Raw genomic sequence first — 16,180 nt, 5'->3', positions numbered from 1 at the left:
CATGCCAGCGATTCGCGCCGTGATCGTTGACGACTCCGCCATCGTGCGCAAGCACCTGGGCGATCTGCTGACCGCCGGCGGCATCGAAGTCGTGGCCACCGCACAGGACCCGCTCTTCGCGTGGCCGAAGATTCAGACCCTGCGGCCCGATGTGATCGTGCTGGATGTCGAGATGCCGCGCATGGACGGCATCAGCTTCTTGCGCAAGGTGATGGCCGAGCAGCCCACGCCGGTGGTGATGTGCTCGACGCTCACCCAGGCCGGTTGCGAAACCACGCTGCAGGCGCTGGCCACGGGCGCGGTGAGCTTCGTCACCAAACCCAAGATGGGATTGAAAGACTTTCTGGAAGACAGCAGCAACGGCCTGGTGGACGCAGTGCGTGCCGCGTCACGCGCCAACCTGCGCGCCATCGCACGGCCGGCCGTGGCCGCGAGCCAGGGTGCCCGGCCGGCGACGCCGCCACCCTCCATCGGCGCGTTGGCCGAAACCACCGACCGTGTCGTCGCCATCGGCGTGTCGACCGGCGGCGTGCAATCGATCGAAGTGGTGCTGCAGGGCCTGCCTCGCAACGCACCCGGGGTGATGATCGTTCAGCACATGCCCGAGCGCTTCACGGCCTCGCTGGCGGCCCGGCTGAATGCCATGTTCGATCTGGACATCGTCGAAGCCAAGGACGGCGACCGCGTGATCAATGGACGCGTGCTCATCGCCCCCGGCGGCAAGCACATGCGCCTGAAGCGCAGCGGCGCGCAATACCTGGCCGAGGTGGTCGATGGGCCCCTGATCAATCGCCATCGCCCCTCGGTGGATGTGCTGTTCCGCTCGGTGGCGCAACACGCCGGCCGCAACGCGATCGGCATCGTGATGACCGGCATGGGCGACGATGGCGCGCGAGGGCTGAAAGAGATGCGCGACGCCGGTGCCATCACCGGGGCGCAGGACGAGGCGAGCAGCGTCGTCTACGGCATGCCGCACGAGGCCTTGCGCATGGGCGGCGCCCGCGATGTGGTGGCGCTGCGCGACATCGCATCGTGGATCCTGCAGGCCAGCCGCGACCCTTCCGGAAGCCGAGCCAAGGCAGCCGCGCACTGACCCAGGCCGCTGCAGGCCCGAGCGCCTGTGGTTCGGACGGATACTGCCGGGCTTCGCAGCTTTGTTCCGCCCGCACATGCATTACGTCCACATCGTGGCGATGGTCGCCGTCCTGCAGTACATCTTCTTCTCCGCACTCGTCGGCCGGGCGCGTGGCACGTACGGCGTGAAGGCGCCGGCGGTCGTCGGCCACGAGATGTTCGAGCGCGCCTACCGGGTGCAGATGAACACGCTGGAACTGCTGGTCGCGTTCATCCCGGCGTTGTATGTGGCGGCGCACTACTGGGCCCCCGCCATCGTGGCCGGTTCCGGCGCCGTTTATGTGATTGGGCGCTTCATCTACTGGCGCGCCTACGTCGCCAATCCCTCCAGCCGCCAGCTCGGCTTTGTGCTCAGCATGCTGCCCGTGATGGGCCTGGCGCTCGCCGCGCTGGTGCCCGCGGTGATCGCCGTGGCGCGATAGGGGCGGCTCGCCCCATCGGTTGACGGCGGCTTGCGCCGCGTCAAGCCGGGGCAGCCGGTCTGCAGGCAGCATGCCGCACCATGCCCAATCGCCTGACCGAACGCGCCCTGCAACAGTCCCGCAGCTTCGGGGTGCGGCGCATCCCGGCGCTGCGACCCCTCGGCTGGCTGGCGCGCGGCTGGCAAGACCTCATCGCCCGCCCCCTGCCCGGCCTGCTGCATGGGGTGGCCTTGGCGGGCTTCGGTGCCCTGCTGATCTGGTACGCACGGCACCAGTTCTGGTGGCTGGCGGGCGCCATCTCCGGCTTCCTGCTGGTGGCGCCAGCGCTCGCCACGGGCCTCTACGCCATCAGCCGCGCATTGGAGCGGGGTGAACCGGCGGGGCTCTCGACGGCGCTGCGGGCCTGGATACCGCAGGATCACCGCATGGTGGTCTTCGGGCTGTTGCTCGCGCTGGCCGGCACCGGCTGGATGCTGACCTCGGCGTCGCTGATCACCAGCGCCCTGCCCGGCCAGGTGAATCGTCCGGTGGATTTCATCCGCCTGGTGGTGCTGCCTGACCACGGCGTGCTGTTCGAAACCTGGCTCGCCCTGGGGGCGCTGATGGCGGCGCCGGTGTTCGCCTCCAGCGTGGTGGCGATGCCGATGCTGCTCGATCAGCGCATCAGCGTGCTGGGGGCGGTGTTCACCAGCTGGCGGGCGGTGATGGAGCACCCCGCGCCGATGGCGCTGTGGGCACTGCTCATCCTCTCGCTCACCACGCTCGGCATGGCCACGATGATGCTCGGCCTGGTGGTCGTGCTGCCTTGGCTGGCCCACGCCAGCTGGCACGCCTACCGCGATCTGGTGCGGCCGATCGGGGAGCATTGATGTTCGGCTTCACCGAGGAACAGATCGCCAATTTCGGGCTGACGTTCGGCGTGACCGCGTTCATGCTCTACATGGCATTCATCATCTTCCAGCTGGCACGCGAATCGAAGGCCGGCCGCTTCGGCACCTTCGTGCTCTTTCTCGGCCTGGGCGTCGGGCTGGTGGGCTTCGCGGCCAAGGGCCTGATCAAGTTCTTCATGGCCGGCATCGTGGAATAGCGGCCCCGTGCGGCCCCGCCGTCGACAAGGTCAGGGCGTGGACTTGGCCGCCCCAGGCGCAGGTGACGACATCGGAGCAGCAAACCCATCGGCCCGCAGCAAAGCGCCCACCTCGGGGTCGCGCCCCCTGAAGTTGCGGAACGCCTGCGCCGGATCGACGGTGTGGCCCACGGCCAGCACGGTGTCGCGGTAGCGCCGTGCCACCTTGGCATCGAAGGGGTCGCCCGCCTCGATGAACGCGCCAAATGCGTCGTGTGACAGCACTTCAGCCCACAGGTAGCCGTAGTAGCCCGCGGCGTAGCCGTCGCCCGCGAACACGTGGCCGAACTGAGGGATGCGGTGGCGCGCCGCCATCGCGGCCGGCATGCCCAGCTCGGCAAAGGTCTTTTTCTCGAAGGCGCGCGGGTCCACCGGGGTGGCGCCCTCGAGGTGCAATTTCATGTCGAGCAGGGCCGAGGCCAGGAACTCGACCTTCCAGAAGCCTTTGTCGAAGTTCTTGCTGCGCTCGATCTTCGCCACCAACGCGGGAGGCAGCGACTCGCCCGCCTCATTGACCAGCATCGCCAGCACCGGCGGCGTGGGCAGCCAGTACTCGTTCACCTGCGACGGAAACTCACCGAAATCCAGCACCGATCGCGGGCCCGCGAGGCTGGGGTAGGTGACGTCCGAGCACAGCCCGTGCAGCGCGTGGCCGAACTCGTGGAACATCGTGACGGCATCGTCCCAGGTGATGAACACCGGCTCGCCGGCACGGCCGCGCTTGAAGTTGGAGTTGTTCGAGACGATCGGGCGCACCTCGCCGCCAAGCCGGCCCTGAGCGCGGTAGCTGTCCATCCAGGCGCCCGAGTTCTTGCCCTCGCGCGCATACGGATCGAAGTACCAGAGCCCGACATGGCCGCCCTGCGCATCCAGCACACGGTAGACGCTGACATCGGCATGGAACACCGGCACGTCGCTCACCCGCTCGAAGCGCAGGCCATACAGCCGGCCTGCCGCCCAGAACATCGCCTCGCGCACCTTGTCCAGCTGCAGGTAGGGCGTGAGCTCGTCGACATTGAAATCGAGCTGGCGCTTGCGCAACTGTTCGACGTAGTAGCGGTAGTCCCAGGGCTGGATCTGGAAGCCGCCCTTCTCCTCGTCGACCAGGGCCTGCATGTCGGCCACCTGCTGCCGAACCTGAGCGACCGCCGGCCCCCACACCTTGAGCATCAGATCGATCGCGGCCTGGGGCTCGTGCGCCATCGTGTCCGACAGCTTCCAATGCGCGTAGGTGTCGAAGCCCATCAGCTTCGAGCGTTCGGCGCGCAACGCCAGCACCTCTGACACGATGCGGTTGTTGTCGTGCGCGTCGCCGTTGTCGCCGCGGCCCACGAACAGGCGCCAGGCCTTCTCGCGCAGCGCGCGCCGGGGCGAGCGTGAGAGGAACGGCTCCATCGCCGACCGGGTGTTGGCGATCACCCAGCGGCCTTTCAGGCCCCGCTGCTTCGCTTCCATCGCCGCGGCTTCGATGTCACCAGCCCCCAGGCCGGCGAGGTCGGCCTCGTTGTCGATGACCAGGCCCTGCCCACCCTCGTCGGCGAGCAGGTTCTGGCTGAAATCGGTGGCCAGCACCGCCAGACGTTGGTTGATGGCGGCCACCCGCCGTTTCTCGGCAGGCCCGAGCCGGGCGCCTTGCTTGTCGAAATCATGGCGATACGACCAGACCAGGCGCTGTTGCTCGGGGCTGAGCTGCTTCATCTCGTCGGAGCGGTACACCGCCTCGATGCGTTGAAACAGGCGGGCGTTCTGCGCCAGTTCGTCTTCGAAGGCAGCGAGCCGGGGCTCCATCTGGCGCTGCACCTTCTGCAGGGCCGGGCTGCTCAACGAGCCGGTCCACACACCATAGAAGACCCGCACCCGGTGAAGCAACTCGCCCGAGCGTTCGAGTGCCAGCACCGTGTTCTCGAACGTGGGCGGCGCCGGGTTGCCGGTGATGACCGCGATCTCACGCCGGTGCGCGGCCATGCCCGCCATCAGGGCGGGCGCGAAGTGCTCGACCCGTACCCGGTCAAACGGCGGCACGCCACCATAAGGGCCCGCCCAGTCGGCCAGCAGCGGGTTGCCGGCGCGCGGGGCGGCGGCGGCCTGTGCCGCTCGGGCGGGCGCCGGCGCAGCCGATGCCCATGTGACGACGGAGGCCAGCAGCAAGGCACTGGTCGACCAAATGGCTGCACGCCGCATGAAATGTCTCCCTCTATTGGACCGGGCCACCATGAAAAAGCGGCCCGAAGGCCGCTGAATGTAGCGCGTCGCGCCCGGCAGAAAGCTCTGCCGCAGCGCCCGCCTCGCCCACCCCGCGCGCCGACGCTGTCGGCCGTGCCCAGTGGCGAGCGGAAAGCGTGTCAGCCCATGTGCAGGCCGCCGTTGCAGGAGAAGTCTGCACCGGTGGTGAAGCCCGAGTCGTCACCTGCGAGCCAGGCCACGACCGAGCCGATTTCTTCGGGCGTGCCCAGGCGCTTGACGGGAATCGTGGCCACGATCTTCTCGAGGATCTCGGGCTTGATCGCGCGGACCATGTCGGTGCCGATGTAGCCCGGGCTCACGGTGTTCACCGTCACGCCCTTGGCGGCCAGCTCTTGGGCCAGCGCCATCGTGAAGCCGTGCATGCCGGCCTTGGCGGCCGAGTAGTTCGTCTGGCCGGCCTGGCCCTTTTCGCCGTTGACCGACGAGATCTGGATGATGCGCCCCCAGCCCTTTTCCACCATGCCCGACACGACCTGCTTGGTCACGTTGAACATCGAGTTCAGGTTGGTGTCGATGACGGCGTCCCAGTCGTCGCGGGTCATCTTCAGGAACATGCGGTCACGCGTGATGCCGGCGTTGTTCACCAGCACGTCGATGGTGCCGTGTTCGGCCACGGCCTTCGAAAAGGCGTCCACCGTCGATTCCCAATCGGCCACGTTGCCCACCGAGGCGTAGAAGGTGAAGCCCAGCGCCTTTTGCTCGTCGAGCCACTTCTGGAAGTCGCGGCTCGGACCACAGCCGGCAATGACCTTGAAGCCCTCTTTGTGCAAGCGCTGGCAAATGGCGGTGCCAATGCCACCCATGCCCCCGGTCACGTACGCCACTTTCTGTGCCATTTCAGTCTCCTTTTTCCAATCCAACCATGTTCCGGGCGGCCCCGGGGCCAACGCCGACTATTGCGCGTGTGCGCCCTGCAGGGCAGCCCGTGAAAGCCCTAGGCTGACACTATCGTCACCAACGTCACCCCCACGCTTCAGCGCTCGACCGTCAGCGCCACGCCCATGCCGCCGCCAATGCACAGCGAGGCGATGCCTTTCTTGGCATTGCGGCGCTGCATCTCGTGCAGCAGCGTCACCAGGATGCGGCAGCCCGAAGCGCCGATCGGGTGGCCGATGGCGATGGCGCCACCGTTGACGTTCACCTTGCTCGTGTCCCAGCCCATTTCCTGGTGCACGGCGCAGGCTTGGGCCGCGAAGGCCTCGTTGATCTCCAGCAGATCGAGGTCGGCCGGCTTCCAACCGGCACGCTCCAGCGCGCGCCGGGCCGCCGGCACCGGGCCCATGCCCATGTAGGCCGGATCCAAGCCCGCGCTGGCGTAGCTGGCGATGCGCGCCAGCGGCGTGAGGCCCAGCTGCGCCGCCTTGGCCGCTGTCATCACCACCACGCCAGCCGCGCCATCGTTGATGCCCGAGGCATTGCCCGCCGTGACCGAGCCGGCCTTGTCGAAAGCGGGCCGCAGGCCGGCCAGCGCTTCGGCACTGGTCTTCTTGTTGATGAACTCGTCCGCGTCGAAGACGACCGGGTCGCCCTTTTTCTGCGGAATCGTCACACCGACGATTTCGTCTTTGAACTTGCCCGCTTCCTGAGCGGCCGCGGCCTTCTGCTGCGAGCCAAGCGCCAGCGCATCCTGCTGTTCGCGGGTGATGCCGTACTTCTTGGCCACGTTCTCGGCCGTGATGCCCATGTGGTACTGGTTGTAGACGTCCCACAGGCCGTCGTTGATCATCGTGTCAACCAGCTTCCAGTCGCCCATGCGCTGGCCGTCGCGTGAGTTCGGCAGCACGTGCGGCGCCAGGCTCATGTTCTCTTGGCCGCCGGCGATCACGATCTCGCTGTCGCCATCACGGATGGCCTGGGCCGCCAGCATCACCGCCTTGAGGCCCGATCCGCAGACCTTGTTGATCGTCATGGCCGGCACGCCATGCGGCAAACCGGCCTTCACCACCGCCTGGCGCGCCGGGTTCTGGCCGGAGCCGGCCGTCAGCACCTGGCCGAGGATGACCTCGTTGATCTGCTCGCCCGCGAGGCTGCTGCGCTCGAGCAGGGCCTTGATCACGGTGGCGCCGAGATCCGGTGCGGCGGTCTTGGCCAGCGTTCCGCCGAACTTGCCGACGGCAGTGCGGGCGGCGGCGACGATGACGATGTCGGTGGTGCTCATGGTGCGGGTCTCCTTGGAGTGGGGTGGCGAGTGGGGCGGGGCCTGAGGAATTTCAGTGCGTGATGCAGGGACGAAGACGGCGGTACGGCGATGCGCGGAGGCGCTTTGGCGTGCCAGGCGGTCATGGGTGTATGACTCTCAGCCTGTCAGGCCTTTTCTTTCACATAGCGGCCGGGTGCGGGCTCGATGACCTTGTGTTGGCGATCACCGGGCGTCTTGGGCGCGGCGACCATCGGGCCGGCGTGGCCCTTGAGCCATTGCGCCCAGTCGCCCCACCAGCTGCCAAGCACTTCTTTGGCGTTGGCCAGCCAGTCGTCGCCCTTGGGCGTGAGCTTGTCATTGACCCAGTGGCTGCGCTTCTTGGCGGCGGGCGGGTTGATCACCCCCGCAATGTGACCTGAAGCACCCAGCACGAATCGCTTCTTGCCCTTGAAGATTTGCGTGGATGCGTAAGCACCCTTCCACGGCACGATGTGGTCTTCACGCGAGGCGTAGAGGAACACCGGGGCCTCGATCTTGCCCAGGTCGAGCTTTTCGCCGCAGACCGTGAGCTTGCCCGGCAGCTTCAGCTCGTTCTGCAGATAGGTGTGCCGCAGATACCAGCAGAAGAACGGCCCAGGCAGGTTGGTGGAATCGCTGTTCCAGTAGAGCAGGTCGAACGGCGGCGGTGTTTCGCCCTTGAGGTAGTTGCCGACGACGTAGTTCCAGACCAGATCGTTCGGCCGCAGGAAGCTGAAGGTGGTGGCCAGCTCCTGGCCCTTGAGCAGCCCGGGGCCCGTGGGCGCATTGGGCCCGAGCGTCATCTCACGCACCTGCACCGAGGTCTCGTCGATGAAGACGTCGAGGATGCCGGTGTCAGCGAAATCAACGAAGGTGGTGAGCAAGGTGACCGACGCCGCCGGCTGCTCGCCACGCGCCGCCAGCACGGCAAGCGCCGTCGCGAGAATGGTGCCGCCGACGCAAAAGCCGAGCGTGTCGATCGTCTCCTGCCCCGAAATGGCTTGCACCACCCGGATGGCCTGGATGGCGGCGTGCTCGATGTAGTCGTCCCAGGTCTTGCTGGCCATCGACTCACCGGGATTGCGCCAACTCACCACGAAGGTGCGATGCCCCTGCTCGACGGTGTAGCGGATCAGCGAGTTCTCCGGCTGCAGGTCGAGGATGTAGAACTTGTTGATGCAAGGCGGCACGAACAGCATCGGCCGCTGGTGCACCTTGGCGGTGAGGGGCTTGTATTCGATGAGCTGGAAGAACTCGTTCTCGTACACCACCGAGCCTTCCGTGGTGGCCACGTTGCGACCCACCTCGAACACGCTCTCGTCGGTCTGCGAGACATGCCCCTGCTGCAGGTCATGCACCAGATGCTGGATGCCCTGCGTGATGCTCTCGCCGTGGGTCTCCAGCGCCTTGCGCTGGGCCTCTGGGTTCAGCGCCAGGAAGTTGCTGGGGCTCATCGCATCGACCCACTGCTGCACGGCGAAGCGCACACGCGCCTTGGTCTTCTCGTCGCCCTGCAGGCTCTCGGCCATCTGCATCAGCGTGCGGGCGTTGAGCAGGTACATCTGCGCGGTGTAGGCCGCGCCGGGGTTGGCAGCCCAGTCCTTCGCGGCAAAGCGGCGGTCGCCCACCGGCTTGGGCGCCTTGTCGCCCTCCCCCCCGGTGGACAGCGCCTCGACGGTGCTGTTCCACAGTGACGTGGCCTGCTTCAGGTATTCGCCCTGGAGCTCGCTCATCGATTGCTGCGGCAGCGTCAAGCCGGAGAATGAGCGCCAGATGTCGCCCACGGCGTGTCCGAACGCGTCGGCCTGAGCTTGCGCCTGGGCTCCCAGGGCTCCGAATGCTTCCAAAGAGGGCTTCTTCGATGGGCCAGTCACTTCGAATGTCTCCTTGCGGGCGGGCCGCGGCTCGGGCTGGGATGGCCGCGTGAAAAAAAGCACGCGGCGCTGCAGGCATTGGACGGCCAGCAGCTTACCGCATGATGACTCGATTTTTCGTTACGTGAGATTACTTATCACTGCCTGAAATGCACATTGTCGCCCTGGGATGGATATTTGTCGTGGTGTTGATGAGCCTGGCCGAAGCCACCGCACCGAATGGAACGGTGCTGGGCGCGGTGTTCACGCTGCTCTTGTATGGGGTGCTGCCGGTGTCGATCATCGTGTACGTGATGAACACGCCGCACCGTCGCCGCGCCCGCCAGCGGAGGGACGCGGAGGATGCCGCCCTGGCCGCGAAAGCGCCAGACGACGAAGGTCAGTTGTAGGAATACCGAAGATCGGGCGCCCCCGGCGGGGGTCGCCCCTCGTGCCTGCCCGTCAGCGAATCCAGATCGCCGCGGCGTGGCGGCCCGTCAACCGATCGCGGCGGTAAGAAAAGAAGTGGCTCGGCTCGCTGTACGTGCACCACTGCCCGCCGCTGACGCGCGAGACACCGGCACGCTGCAATCGCCAACGCGCCAACCCCGGCAGATCGGCCCACCACTTGCCCGGCGCAACCCCCGGGCGAAAGAACGCGGCGGGCTGGGCGGCGGCATCAACGCCCAGACCCACCCCCGGCTCGGCACCGGATGACCCCCCGAACGCTTCGCGGACATCGTCGCCCACTTCAAACGCCTGAGGCCCGATGCAAGCGCCCAGCCAGGCGCTCACCTCGCTGGCTTCGCACGCCGCGGCCTGGCACAGCGCGACCAGCGTGGCTTCGAGCACGCCACCCGCCAGCCCTCGCCAGCCGGCGTGTGCGGCCCCCACGGCACGCGCGCCGGGCGCCGCCAGCAGCACCGGCAGGCAATCCGCCACCAGCACCGTGCAGGCCACACCCCGCTCGGTGGTGATGCTGGCATCGGCCTGATGAAAGCCCCGGCCTGGCCCCAGGTCACCACGCCCCAGCCGCACCACCTGCGTGCCGTGCACCTGGTCGAGGTAGACCGGCTGGGCGCCCTCGAGCCAGCTCGTGAACCGGCGCTGGTTCTCATGGATGGAAGCCGGTTCGTCCGACGCATCCCCCCGCAAACCGGCGGGCCGCAAATTGAGGCTGTCGAATGGCGCACGGCTGACGCCGCCCCGGCGGGTGGCCATCACCCCGCCGGCTTCTGCAGGCAGACCCTCGGCGCACAAATAGTGGCCGGGGCCTGGCGAACCCACGGCGGGGCGGGGGGCGACGTTGGTCATCAAGCCGCGTCCGGGCATTTCTCCGGCCGCGTCGCCTCGAAGGCGTCCAGCTGCATGCAAGCGTCGAACACCCGCATGACATGAGGCACGTGGTCGACCCGGCACTCGAAACGCCGGGCGTTGAAGATCTGCGGCACCAACACGCAATCGGCCAGCCCCGGCGTGTCGCCCACGCAATAGCGCGAAGGCGACGCGGCCAACTGCTGCTCGACGGCCTCCAGCCCGGTTTCCACCCAATGGCGATACCAGCGGTTCTTCGCGTCTTCGTCCAGACCCATCGGCCCCGTCAGGTAGCGCAGCACACGCAGGTTGTTCAGCGGATGGATCTCGCAGGCGATGTCCTGAGCCAGGGCCCGGGCGCGCGCGCGGGCCACCGGATCTTTCGGCAGCAAAGGCGGTTCGGGGTGGGTTTCATCCAGGTACTCGATGATGGCCATCGACTGGTGGATGTGGTGATCGCCGTCCTTCAGCAAGGGCACCAGCCGCGTGGCCGACACCGCCGCGTACGACTCGGCCATCTGCTCGTTCTTCTGCAGGTGCACCGATCGGTAGTCGTAAGGCAAGCCCTTGAGGGCCAACGCGATGCGCACCCGGTACGAAGCAGATGAGCGGAAGTAGTTGAAGAGTTCCATGGTGCTGTGTTCCTCAGGCGCGCTCGGGCGCATGTCCTACTGCGTTGGCGCTCAGGCGCCCGCCGGCACGATCTGCAGTTGCAGCGTCCCCAGGCCATCGATCGAAGCCGTGAGCGTATCGCCCGCCACCACCGCGCCGACGCCGGCCGGCGTTCCGGTGAAGATCAGGTCACCCGGCGCCAACGTCCAGGCCTGGCTGAGCGTGGCGATGGTTTCGGCCACGCTCCAGATCAAGTCTTTCAAGTCGCCGGTCTGGCGCCGCTGGCCGTTGACATCAAGGCTGATCGACCCGTGCCTCAACTCGCCGGTGCCCGCCTTGGGGTGGATCGGGCCGATCGGCGCGCTCGCATCGAAGCCCTTGCCAATGCTCCACGGGCGGCCCTGCTTCTTCATGTCGTTTTGCAGATCGCGCCGGGTCATGTCCAGGCCGATGGCGTAGCCCCAGATCAGGCTGGCCGCTTGCTCGACCGGGATGTTGCGGCCACCGGAGCCGAGCGCCACCACCAGTTCCACCTCATGGTGCAGGTTGCTCGTCAATGGCGGATAGGGCATGTGGCCCACTGCACCGTCGGCCACCGGCAACACCGCATCGGCTGGCTTCATGAAGAAGAACGGCGGCTCGCGGCCGGTGTGCCCCATCTCGACCGCATGCTCGGCGTAGTTGCGCCCGACGCAGTAGATGCGGTGCACCGGGAAGGAGCGGCCATCGGTGGTCGGCACGGCCGCCTGAGAAGGCGGCTGAATCACATAGGTCATGGCAAGTGAGGAGCTCGAAAAGGCCAGTGATCGCTTGATGATGCCACGGCATCATGGCCCCGCCCGGCGTGCGGGGCTACGCGTGCGGGGCGAGGCCCGGCCATCACGATCGGCTGGCATGCCCTGGCAGGCGCCGGGGCCCCGCGCAGGCCCTACACTGCCCCACCATGCTCACGGGTCGTTCCATCGTCCACTGCCGCGCTTGCGGCACGAAGGTCAACTACGTGGTGCCCGCAGAGGACAACCGGCCGCGCGCCGTGTGCCCGAACTGCGCCACCATCCACTACGAGAACCCGCTCAATGTGGTGGGCACCCTGCCGGTATGGCAAGACCAGGTCTTGCTGTGCAAGCGCGCGATCGAGCCGCGCTACGGCCTGTGGACACTGCCCGCCGGTTTCATGGAGTTGGGCGAGTCCACCGCGGAAGGCGCGCTGCGGGAGACCGACGAAGAAGCCGGCGCCAAGGTCGAGTTGGAAGGCCTGTTAACGGTGTTGAATGTCGTGCGCGTCGGCCAGGTGCACTTCTTCTACCGGGCGCGGATGCTGGACACCACCTTGGCGCCAGGCACCGAGACGCTGGAGGCACGGCTCTTCCGCGAAGACGAGATCCCCTGGGATGAGCTGGCTTTTCGAACCGTTCGGGAAACCCTGATGCGGTACTTTCAGGACCGCCGGGCCGGCCACTTCAACGTGCACTGTGCCGACATTGCTTGAGCCCCGGACGCAGCCATGATCGAATGAACGAAGCGACCCGCCACCCCCAGTGACCGACGCCACGCAGAACCCGCCCGCCACGCCCGCTGCACCGCAGCCGCCCAACGGCCTGCCGGTTCAGCGTCCGTTACCTGCCCCCTCGGGGCGGCTGCGCGAGGATCTGCTTCAGACCGATGCCCTGCTCGACTGCCTGGTCGAGATCTGCCGCCTGCACGGCCGCAGCGCCACGCGGGCCTCACTGGCGGCCGGTCTTCCACTGGACAACGGCCGCCTCACCCTCGACCTGGCCGAGCGGGCTGCCGCGCGTGCGGGCATGGTCACCCGATTGGAGCGCGTGGCCGCTGCGTCCATCGAACCCGCTGCGCTGCCCGCCATCCTGTTGCTCAAAGACCAGAAGGCCTGCGTGCTGCTGGGTTGGGAGGGCGACGCCGAAGGCGCTTCACCCGGCACGGCGCGCCTGCTGCTGCCGGAAACCGGCCAAGGCACCGTGACGTGGGGAGCCGACGAGTTGGCCGCGCGCTCGATCGGCCTGGTGCTGCACGTGCGGCCGCACTTCCGTTTCGACGCACGAACGCCCGAAGTGCGCGCGCCGCGCGAGAGCCACTGGTTCTGGGGTGCCTTGCTGTCCCAGCGCTTCGTCTACCGCGACATCCTCGGTGCCGCGGCGCTGATCAACCTCTTTGCCATCGCGAGCCCGGTGTTCACGATGAACGTCTACGACCGGGTGGTGCCCAATGGCGCCCTCGAAACGCTGTGGTCGCTGGCCGTGGGGATGACGCTCGTGCTGGGGGCCGACTTGTTGTTGCGCAAACTGCGCAGCCGGTTCGTGGACGAGGCCAGCGCCCGCATCGACGTGCAGATTTCGGCCCGGCTGATGGAGCGGGTGCTCGGCATGCGCCTGGAGCACCGGCCCGAGTCGGTGGGCTCGTTCGCCTCCAACCTGAGGGGCTTCGAGCAGGTGCGCGATCTGATCGCGTCGTCCACCGTCACGGCCTTGATCGACCTGCCCTTCGCCCTGCTCTTCCTCATCGTCATCGCCATCATTTCGCCGTGGCTGGCCATTCCGGTGGTGCTCGGCTTTGGCGCGGTGCTGGCCTCGGGCTGGCTCATCCAAGGCAAGCTGCATGCACTGGCCGAAACCACCTACCGCGCCTCGGCAGCGCGCAACGCCACGCTGATCGAGGCGCTCACCGGCATCGAGACGATCAAGACGCAAGGCGCCGAGAGCAGCATCCAGTCGCGTTGGGAGCGCGCCAACGTCTTCCTCGCTGGTGCCAACGTGAAAATGCGGGCCTTATCGTCCGGCGCCAACTACTTCACCAACTGGGCGGTGCAGATGGTGACCGTGGTCACGGTGGTGGCCGGTGTCTACCTGATCGGCGAACGCATGGTCACGATGGGCGGCCTGATCGCCTGCAGCATGCTCGCCTCACGGGCCCTGGCCCCCGCCGGGCAGATCGTGGCGCTGCTGATGCAGTACCAGGGCGCACGCACGGCGCTGGCCGGGCTCGAGAAGATCATGGCGCAGCCGGTCGAGCGCGAGAGCGAAGCCCAGGGTGCCGCGTACATCCACCGCGCCACCTTGCGCGGAGAAATCGAGTTTCGCAACGTCAGCTTCAAGTACCCGGGCCGCAGCGACAACGCCATCGAGAACCTGTCGATCAAGATCCGCCCTGGCGAACGGGTGGCGCTGATCGGCCGCGTGGGCTCGGGCAAGAGCACCTTGCAGCGATTGATGATGGGGCTCTATCGGCCCACCACCGGCGCCGTGCTGCTCGACGGCATCGACCTGAACCAGCTCGACCCCGCCGACCTGCGCAAGAACGTGAGCTGCGTCTCCCAGGACGTGCTGCTGTTCTACGGCACCCTGCGCGAGAACATCACCTTCGGCCTGCCCTATGCAGACGACGGCTCGGTGGTGGCGGCGGCGGAAGTGGCCGGCCTGGCCGACTTCGTCAATCGCCATCCCCAGGGTTTCGACATGAACGTGGGCGAACGCGGTGACCGCCTCTCGGGCGGCCAGCGGCAGAGTGTAGGCATCGCGCGAGCGGTGCTGCACAACACGCCGGTGCTGCTGCTGGACGAGCCGACGAGCGCGATGGACTTCTCCACCGAGGCGGCCATCACCAAGCGCCTGTCGGATTTCAGCGCCGGCAAGACCGTGGTGCTGGTGACGCACCGCACATCGCTGCTGGCCCTGGTCGACCGGGTGGTGGTGATCGATGGCGGCAAGGTGGTAGCCGATGGCCCGCGTGACCGCATCATGGAAGCGCTGCAAAGCGGCCGCATCGCGAGGGCGGCGTGATGTCGGCATCGCCCACCGATTCGAACGTTCCGGCTCCAGTGGCCGCCGTGCCGGCCGCACCCTCCGCGCCGGCGCCAGCCCGCTGGCAGCGCGCTTGGCGCGGCATCGGCCAGGCCCTCAGCGGCCCGGAAGACCCGCAGGTGATACCCGGCATGGGCGACTTCGAGCGTGCCGCCGACGCCGTGATGTCCCGCCAGGCCACCCGACGGGCCCAGCACCTCGTGCGCGTGACCCTCGGCGTGGTCGTGGTGCTGCTGATCTGGGCCGCCTTCGCCCGTGTGGACGAGGTGACGCGGGGAGAAGGCCGGGTCGTTCCTTCGCGCCAGTTGCAGGTGCTGCAATCACTGGATGGCGGGGTGGTGGCCGACATCCTGGTGCGTGAGGGTCAGGTGGTGGAGGCCGGGCAGTTGCTGCTGCGCATTGACGAAACGCGCGCCACCTCTGGCGTGCGTGAAAGTGCCGCCCAGGGCTTTGCGCTGCGTGCGCGGGTGGCGCGCCTGCGGGCTCTGGCCGAAGGCGCGAGCTTCAAGCCCCCCGAGCCGGGTGACGAGGAGGAGCGCCGCATTCTTGAAGAAGAGCGCCGGCTGTATGAAGCGAAGGTGAGTGAGCTGAGCACGCTCATCTCGATCAGCCGCCAGCAGCTGATGCAGCGAGAGCAAGAGCGAACCGAGGCCGAGGCCAAGCGCAGCGCCGCCCTGCGCGGCCTGGAGTTGGCACAACAAGAGCTGAACCAGACGCGCCCGCTGCTCGCCACGGGCGCGGTATCGCAGGTCGAGATCCTTCGGCTGGAGCGCGATGTCACCCGCAACAAGGGGGAGTCCGAACAAGCGCAGGCGCAGATCGCCCGTGTGCAAGCCGCCATCGGCGAAGCCAGCCGGAAGATCCAGGAAACCGAGTTGTCGTTCCGCAACGAGGCCCGCAAAGATCTGGCGGAGGCGGTGGGCAAGCTCAACGTGTTGAGCGAAGGCTCGGTGGCGCTGGCCGACAAGGTGGACAAGGCGCAGGTCAAGTCCCCGGTGCGTGGCCGGGTGCAGCGGCTCTTGGCGAACACCGTCGGCGGCGTGGTGCAACCGGGCAAGGACATCGTCGAGATCGTGCCGCTGGACGACGCGCTGGTGCTGGAGGCCCGCGTCCTGCCCAAAGACATCGCCTTCATCCACCCAGGCCAGGCGGCGATGGTGAAATTCACCGCGTACGATTTCTCGATATTCGGTGGCCTGGAAGCCAAAGTAGAAAACATCAGCCCGGATACGGTGATCGATGAAAAAGGGAATGCCTTTTACGTCGTCCGCGTGAAAACGGTTCGTCCGAATTTCGACGACAAACTCCCCATCATGCCCGGCATGACCGCCGAAGTGGATGTATTGACCGGTCAGAAAACCGTGCTCTCTTATTTGCTGAAGCCGGTTTTGAAAGCCAAGGCCTACGCCCTGCGCGAGAGATAGCCGATATACCCGTCACCAGCCCGGGAGGGCTGGTATGCGAGCGCTCGGATCGCTATCCGAGTTTGTGCGACTTTGTCC

At 67.2% G+C, this 16,180-nt stretch carries 15 protein-coding genes; 8 read left to right on the top strand and 7 right to left on the bottom strand.

Going from position 1 to position 16,180, the window contains the following annotated elements; genetic code table 11:
• Nucleotide 1: 1 nt before the first annotated feature.
• The 4 genes from AACH06_RS23145 to AACH06_RS23130 all read left to right on the top strand — a co-directional run bounded on the left by AACH06_RS23145 (nt 2) and on the right by AACH06_RS23130 (nt 2,643).
• Nucleotides 2-1,093, top strand: a complete 1,092-nt coding sequence (locus AACH06_RS23145) for a protein-glutamate methylesterase/protein-glutamine glutaminase (protein ID WP_341428149.1) — start codon at nt 2-4, stop codon at nt 1,091-1,093.
• 76 nt (nt 1,094-1,169) lie between these two features.
• Entirely contained in the window at nt 1,170-1,556 is a 387-nt protein-coding gene (locus AACH06_RS23140) for an MAPEG family protein (RefSeq protein ID WP_341428148.1), read from the top strand.
• Nucleotides 1,557-1,636: 80 nt separating this feature from the next.
• Nucleotides 1,637-2,425, top strand: a complete 789-nt coding sequence (locus tag AACH06_RS23135; protein ID WP_341428147.1) for a DUF2189 domain-containing protein — start codon at nt 1,637-1,639, stop codon at nt 2,423-2,425.
• A complete protein-coding gene (locus tag AACH06_RS23130) occupies nt 2,422-2,643 on the top strand; it encodes a DUF2788 domain-containing protein (RefSeq protein WP_341428146.1) in 222 nt (73 codons plus the stop codon). Before AACH06_RS23135 ends, AACH06_RS23130 begins: the two co-directional genes overlap by 4 nt.
• 30 nt (nt 2,644-2,673) lie before the next feature.
• On the opposite strand, the gene AACH06_RS23125 is transcribed toward AACH06_RS23130, so the two are convergent.
• The 4 genes from AACH06_RS23125 to AACH06_RS23110 all read right to left on the bottom strand — a co-directional run bounded on the left by AACH06_RS23125 (nt 2,674) and on the right by AACH06_RS23110 (nt 8,817).
• Entirely contained in the window at nt 2,674-4,863 is a 2,190-nt protein-coding gene (locus AACH06_RS23125; protein ID WP_341428145.1) for a M3 family metallopeptidase, read from the bottom strand.
• A 161-nt stretch (nt 4,864-5,024) separates the two neighbouring features.
• Nucleotides 5,025-5,762 carry an acetoacetyl-CoA reductase gene (gene phbB, locus AACH06_RS23120; RefSeq protein ID WP_341428144.1) on the bottom strand — a complete coding sequence of 246 codons (738 nt, stop codon included), beginning with the start codon at nt 5,760-5,762 and terminating at the stop codon, nt 5,025-5,027.
• 137 nt (nt 5,763-5,899) lie between these two features.
• Entirely contained in the window at nt 5,900-7,084 is a 1,185-nt protein-coding gene (locus AACH06_RS23115) for an acetyl-CoA C-acetyltransferase (RefSeq protein ID WP_341428143.1), read from the bottom strand.
• Between the two features lie 146 nt (nt 7,085-7,230).
• Entirely contained in the window at nt 7,231-8,817 is a 1,587-nt protein-coding gene (locus AACH06_RS23110; protein ID WP_341428165.1) for a PHA/PHB synthase family protein, read from the bottom strand.
• 290 nt (nt 8,818-9,107) lie between these two features.
• Here AACH06_RS23110 and AACH06_RS23105 point away from each other — a divergent pair, with 290 nt between their 5' ends.
• The gene (locus tag AACH06_RS23105) at nt 9,108-9,347 is read left to right on the top strand and encodes a hypothetical protein (protein WP_341428142.1); all 240 of its coding nucleotides are present in this window, start codon (nt 9,108-9,110) and stop codon (nt 9,345-9,347) included.
• Between the two features lie 52 nt (nt 9,348-9,399).
• Here the strand turns inward: AACH06_RS23105 and pgeF are convergent, their stop codons facing one another.
• Genes pgeF through AACH06_RS23090 form a run of 3 tightly spaced genes read right to left on the bottom strand, consistent with a single transcriptional unit; the run spans nt 9,400 to nt 11,639 of the window.
• A complete protein-coding gene (gene pgeF, locus AACH06_RS23100) occupies nt 9,400-10,251 on the bottom strand; it encodes a peptidoglycan editing factor PgeF (protein ID WP_341428141.1) in 852 nt (283 codons plus the stop codon).
• The gene (gene maiA, locus AACH06_RS23095; protein WP_341428140.1) at nt 10,251-10,883 is read right to left on the bottom strand and encodes a maleylacetoacetate isomerase; all 633 of its coding nucleotides are present in this window, start codon (nt 10,881-10,883) and stop codon (nt 10,251-10,253) included. The genes pgeF and maiA overlap by 1 nt, the downstream gene beginning before the upstream one ends.
• Before the next feature lie 51 nt (nt 10,884-10,934).
• A complete protein-coding gene (locus tag AACH06_RS23090; RefSeq protein ID WP_341428139.1) occupies nt 10,935-11,639 on the bottom strand; it encodes a fumarylacetoacetate hydrolase family protein in 705 nt (234 codons plus the stop codon).
• 167 nt (nt 11,640-11,806) lie between these two features.
• Here AACH06_RS23090 and AACH06_RS23085 point away from each other — a divergent pair, with 167 nt between their 5' ends.
• From AACH06_RS23085 to AACH06_RS23075, 3 genes are read left to right on the top strand one after another with little or no spacing between them, the layout of a single operon-like run.
• Entirely contained in the window at nt 11,807-12,352 is a 546-nt protein-coding gene (locus AACH06_RS23085; RefSeq protein ID WP_341428138.1) for an NUDIX hydrolase, read from the top strand.
• A 49-nt stretch (nt 12,353-12,401) separates the two neighbouring features.
• On the top strand, nt 12,402-14,657 hold the full coding sequence (locus tag AACH06_RS23080; protein WP_423222071.1) for a type I secretion system permease/ATPase: 2,256 nt from the start codon (nt 12,402-12,404) through the stop codon (nt 14,655-14,657).
• Nucleotides 14,657-16,102: an HlyD family type I secretion periplasmic adaptor subunit gene (locus AACH06_RS23075; protein ID WP_341428137.1), complete on the top strand. Its 1,446-nt coding sequence runs from the start codon at nt 14,657-14,659 to the stop codon at nt 16,100-16,102. The genes AACH06_RS23080 and AACH06_RS23075 overlap by 1 nt, the downstream gene beginning before the upstream one ends.
• The last annotated feature ends 78 nt before the right edge of the window (nt 16,103-16,180 follow it).

This window comes from Ideonella lacteola (assembly GCF_038066555.1).
GTDB lineage: Bacteria > Pseudomonadota > Gammaproteobacteria > Burkholderiales > Burkholderiaceae_C > Ideonella > Ideonella lacteola.
The sequence above is the reverse complement of the archived record's forward strand: the minus strand, read 5'-3'. Positions and strand labels throughout refer to the sequence as shown.

Coding starts and splice junctions, on each gene's coding strand:
- maiA (WP_341428140.1), bottom strand. CDS start 10,883: ATGGAACTCTTCAACTACTTCCGCTCATCTGCTTCGTACCGGGTGCGC.
- AACH06_RS23135 (WP_341428147.1), top strand. CDS start 1,637: ATGCCCAATCGCCTGACCGAACGCGCCCTGCAACAGTCCCGCAGCTTC.
- AACH06_RS23110 (WP_341428165.1), bottom strand. CDS start 8,817: ATGAGCGAGCTCCAGGGCGAATACCTGAAGCAGGCCACGTCACTGTGG.
- AACH06_RS23115 (WP_341428143.1), bottom strand. CDS start 7,084: ATGAGCACCACCGACATCGTCATCGTCGCCGCCGCCCGCACTGCCGTC.
- AACH06_RS23075 (WP_341428137.1), top strand. CDS start 14,657: ATGTCGGCATCGCCCACCGATTCGAACGTTCCGGCTCCAGTGGCCGCC.
- AACH06_RS23145 (WP_341428149.1), top strand. CDS start 2: ATGCCAGCGATTCGCGCCGTGATCGTTGACGACTCCGCCATCGTGCGC.
- AACH06_RS23125 (WP_341428145.1), bottom strand. CDS start 4,863: ATGCGGCGTGCAGCCATTTGGTCGACCAGTGCCTTGCTGCTGGCCTCC.
- AACH06_RS23105 (WP_341428142.1), top strand. CDS start 9,108: ATGCACATTGTCGCCCTGGGATGGATATTTGTCGTGGTGTTGATGAGC.
- pgeF (WP_341428141.1), bottom strand. CDS start 10,251: ATGACCAACGTCGCCCCCCGCCCCGCCGTGGGTTCGCCAGGCCCCGGC.
- AACH06_RS23090 (WP_341428139.1), bottom strand. CDS start 11,639: ATGACCTATGTGATTCAGCCGCCTTCTCAGGCGGCCGTGCCGACCACC.
- phbB (WP_341428144.1), bottom strand. CDS start 5,762: ATGGCACAGAAAGTGGCGTACGTGACCGGGGGCATGGGTGGCATTGGC.
- AACH06_RS23140 (WP_341428148.1), top strand. CDS start 1,170: ATGCATTACGTCCACATCGTGGCGATGGTCGCCGTCCTGCAGTACATC.
- AACH06_RS23085 (WP_341428138.1), top strand. CDS start 11,807: ATGCTCACGGGTCGTTCCATCGTCCACTGCCGCGCTTGCGGCACGAAG.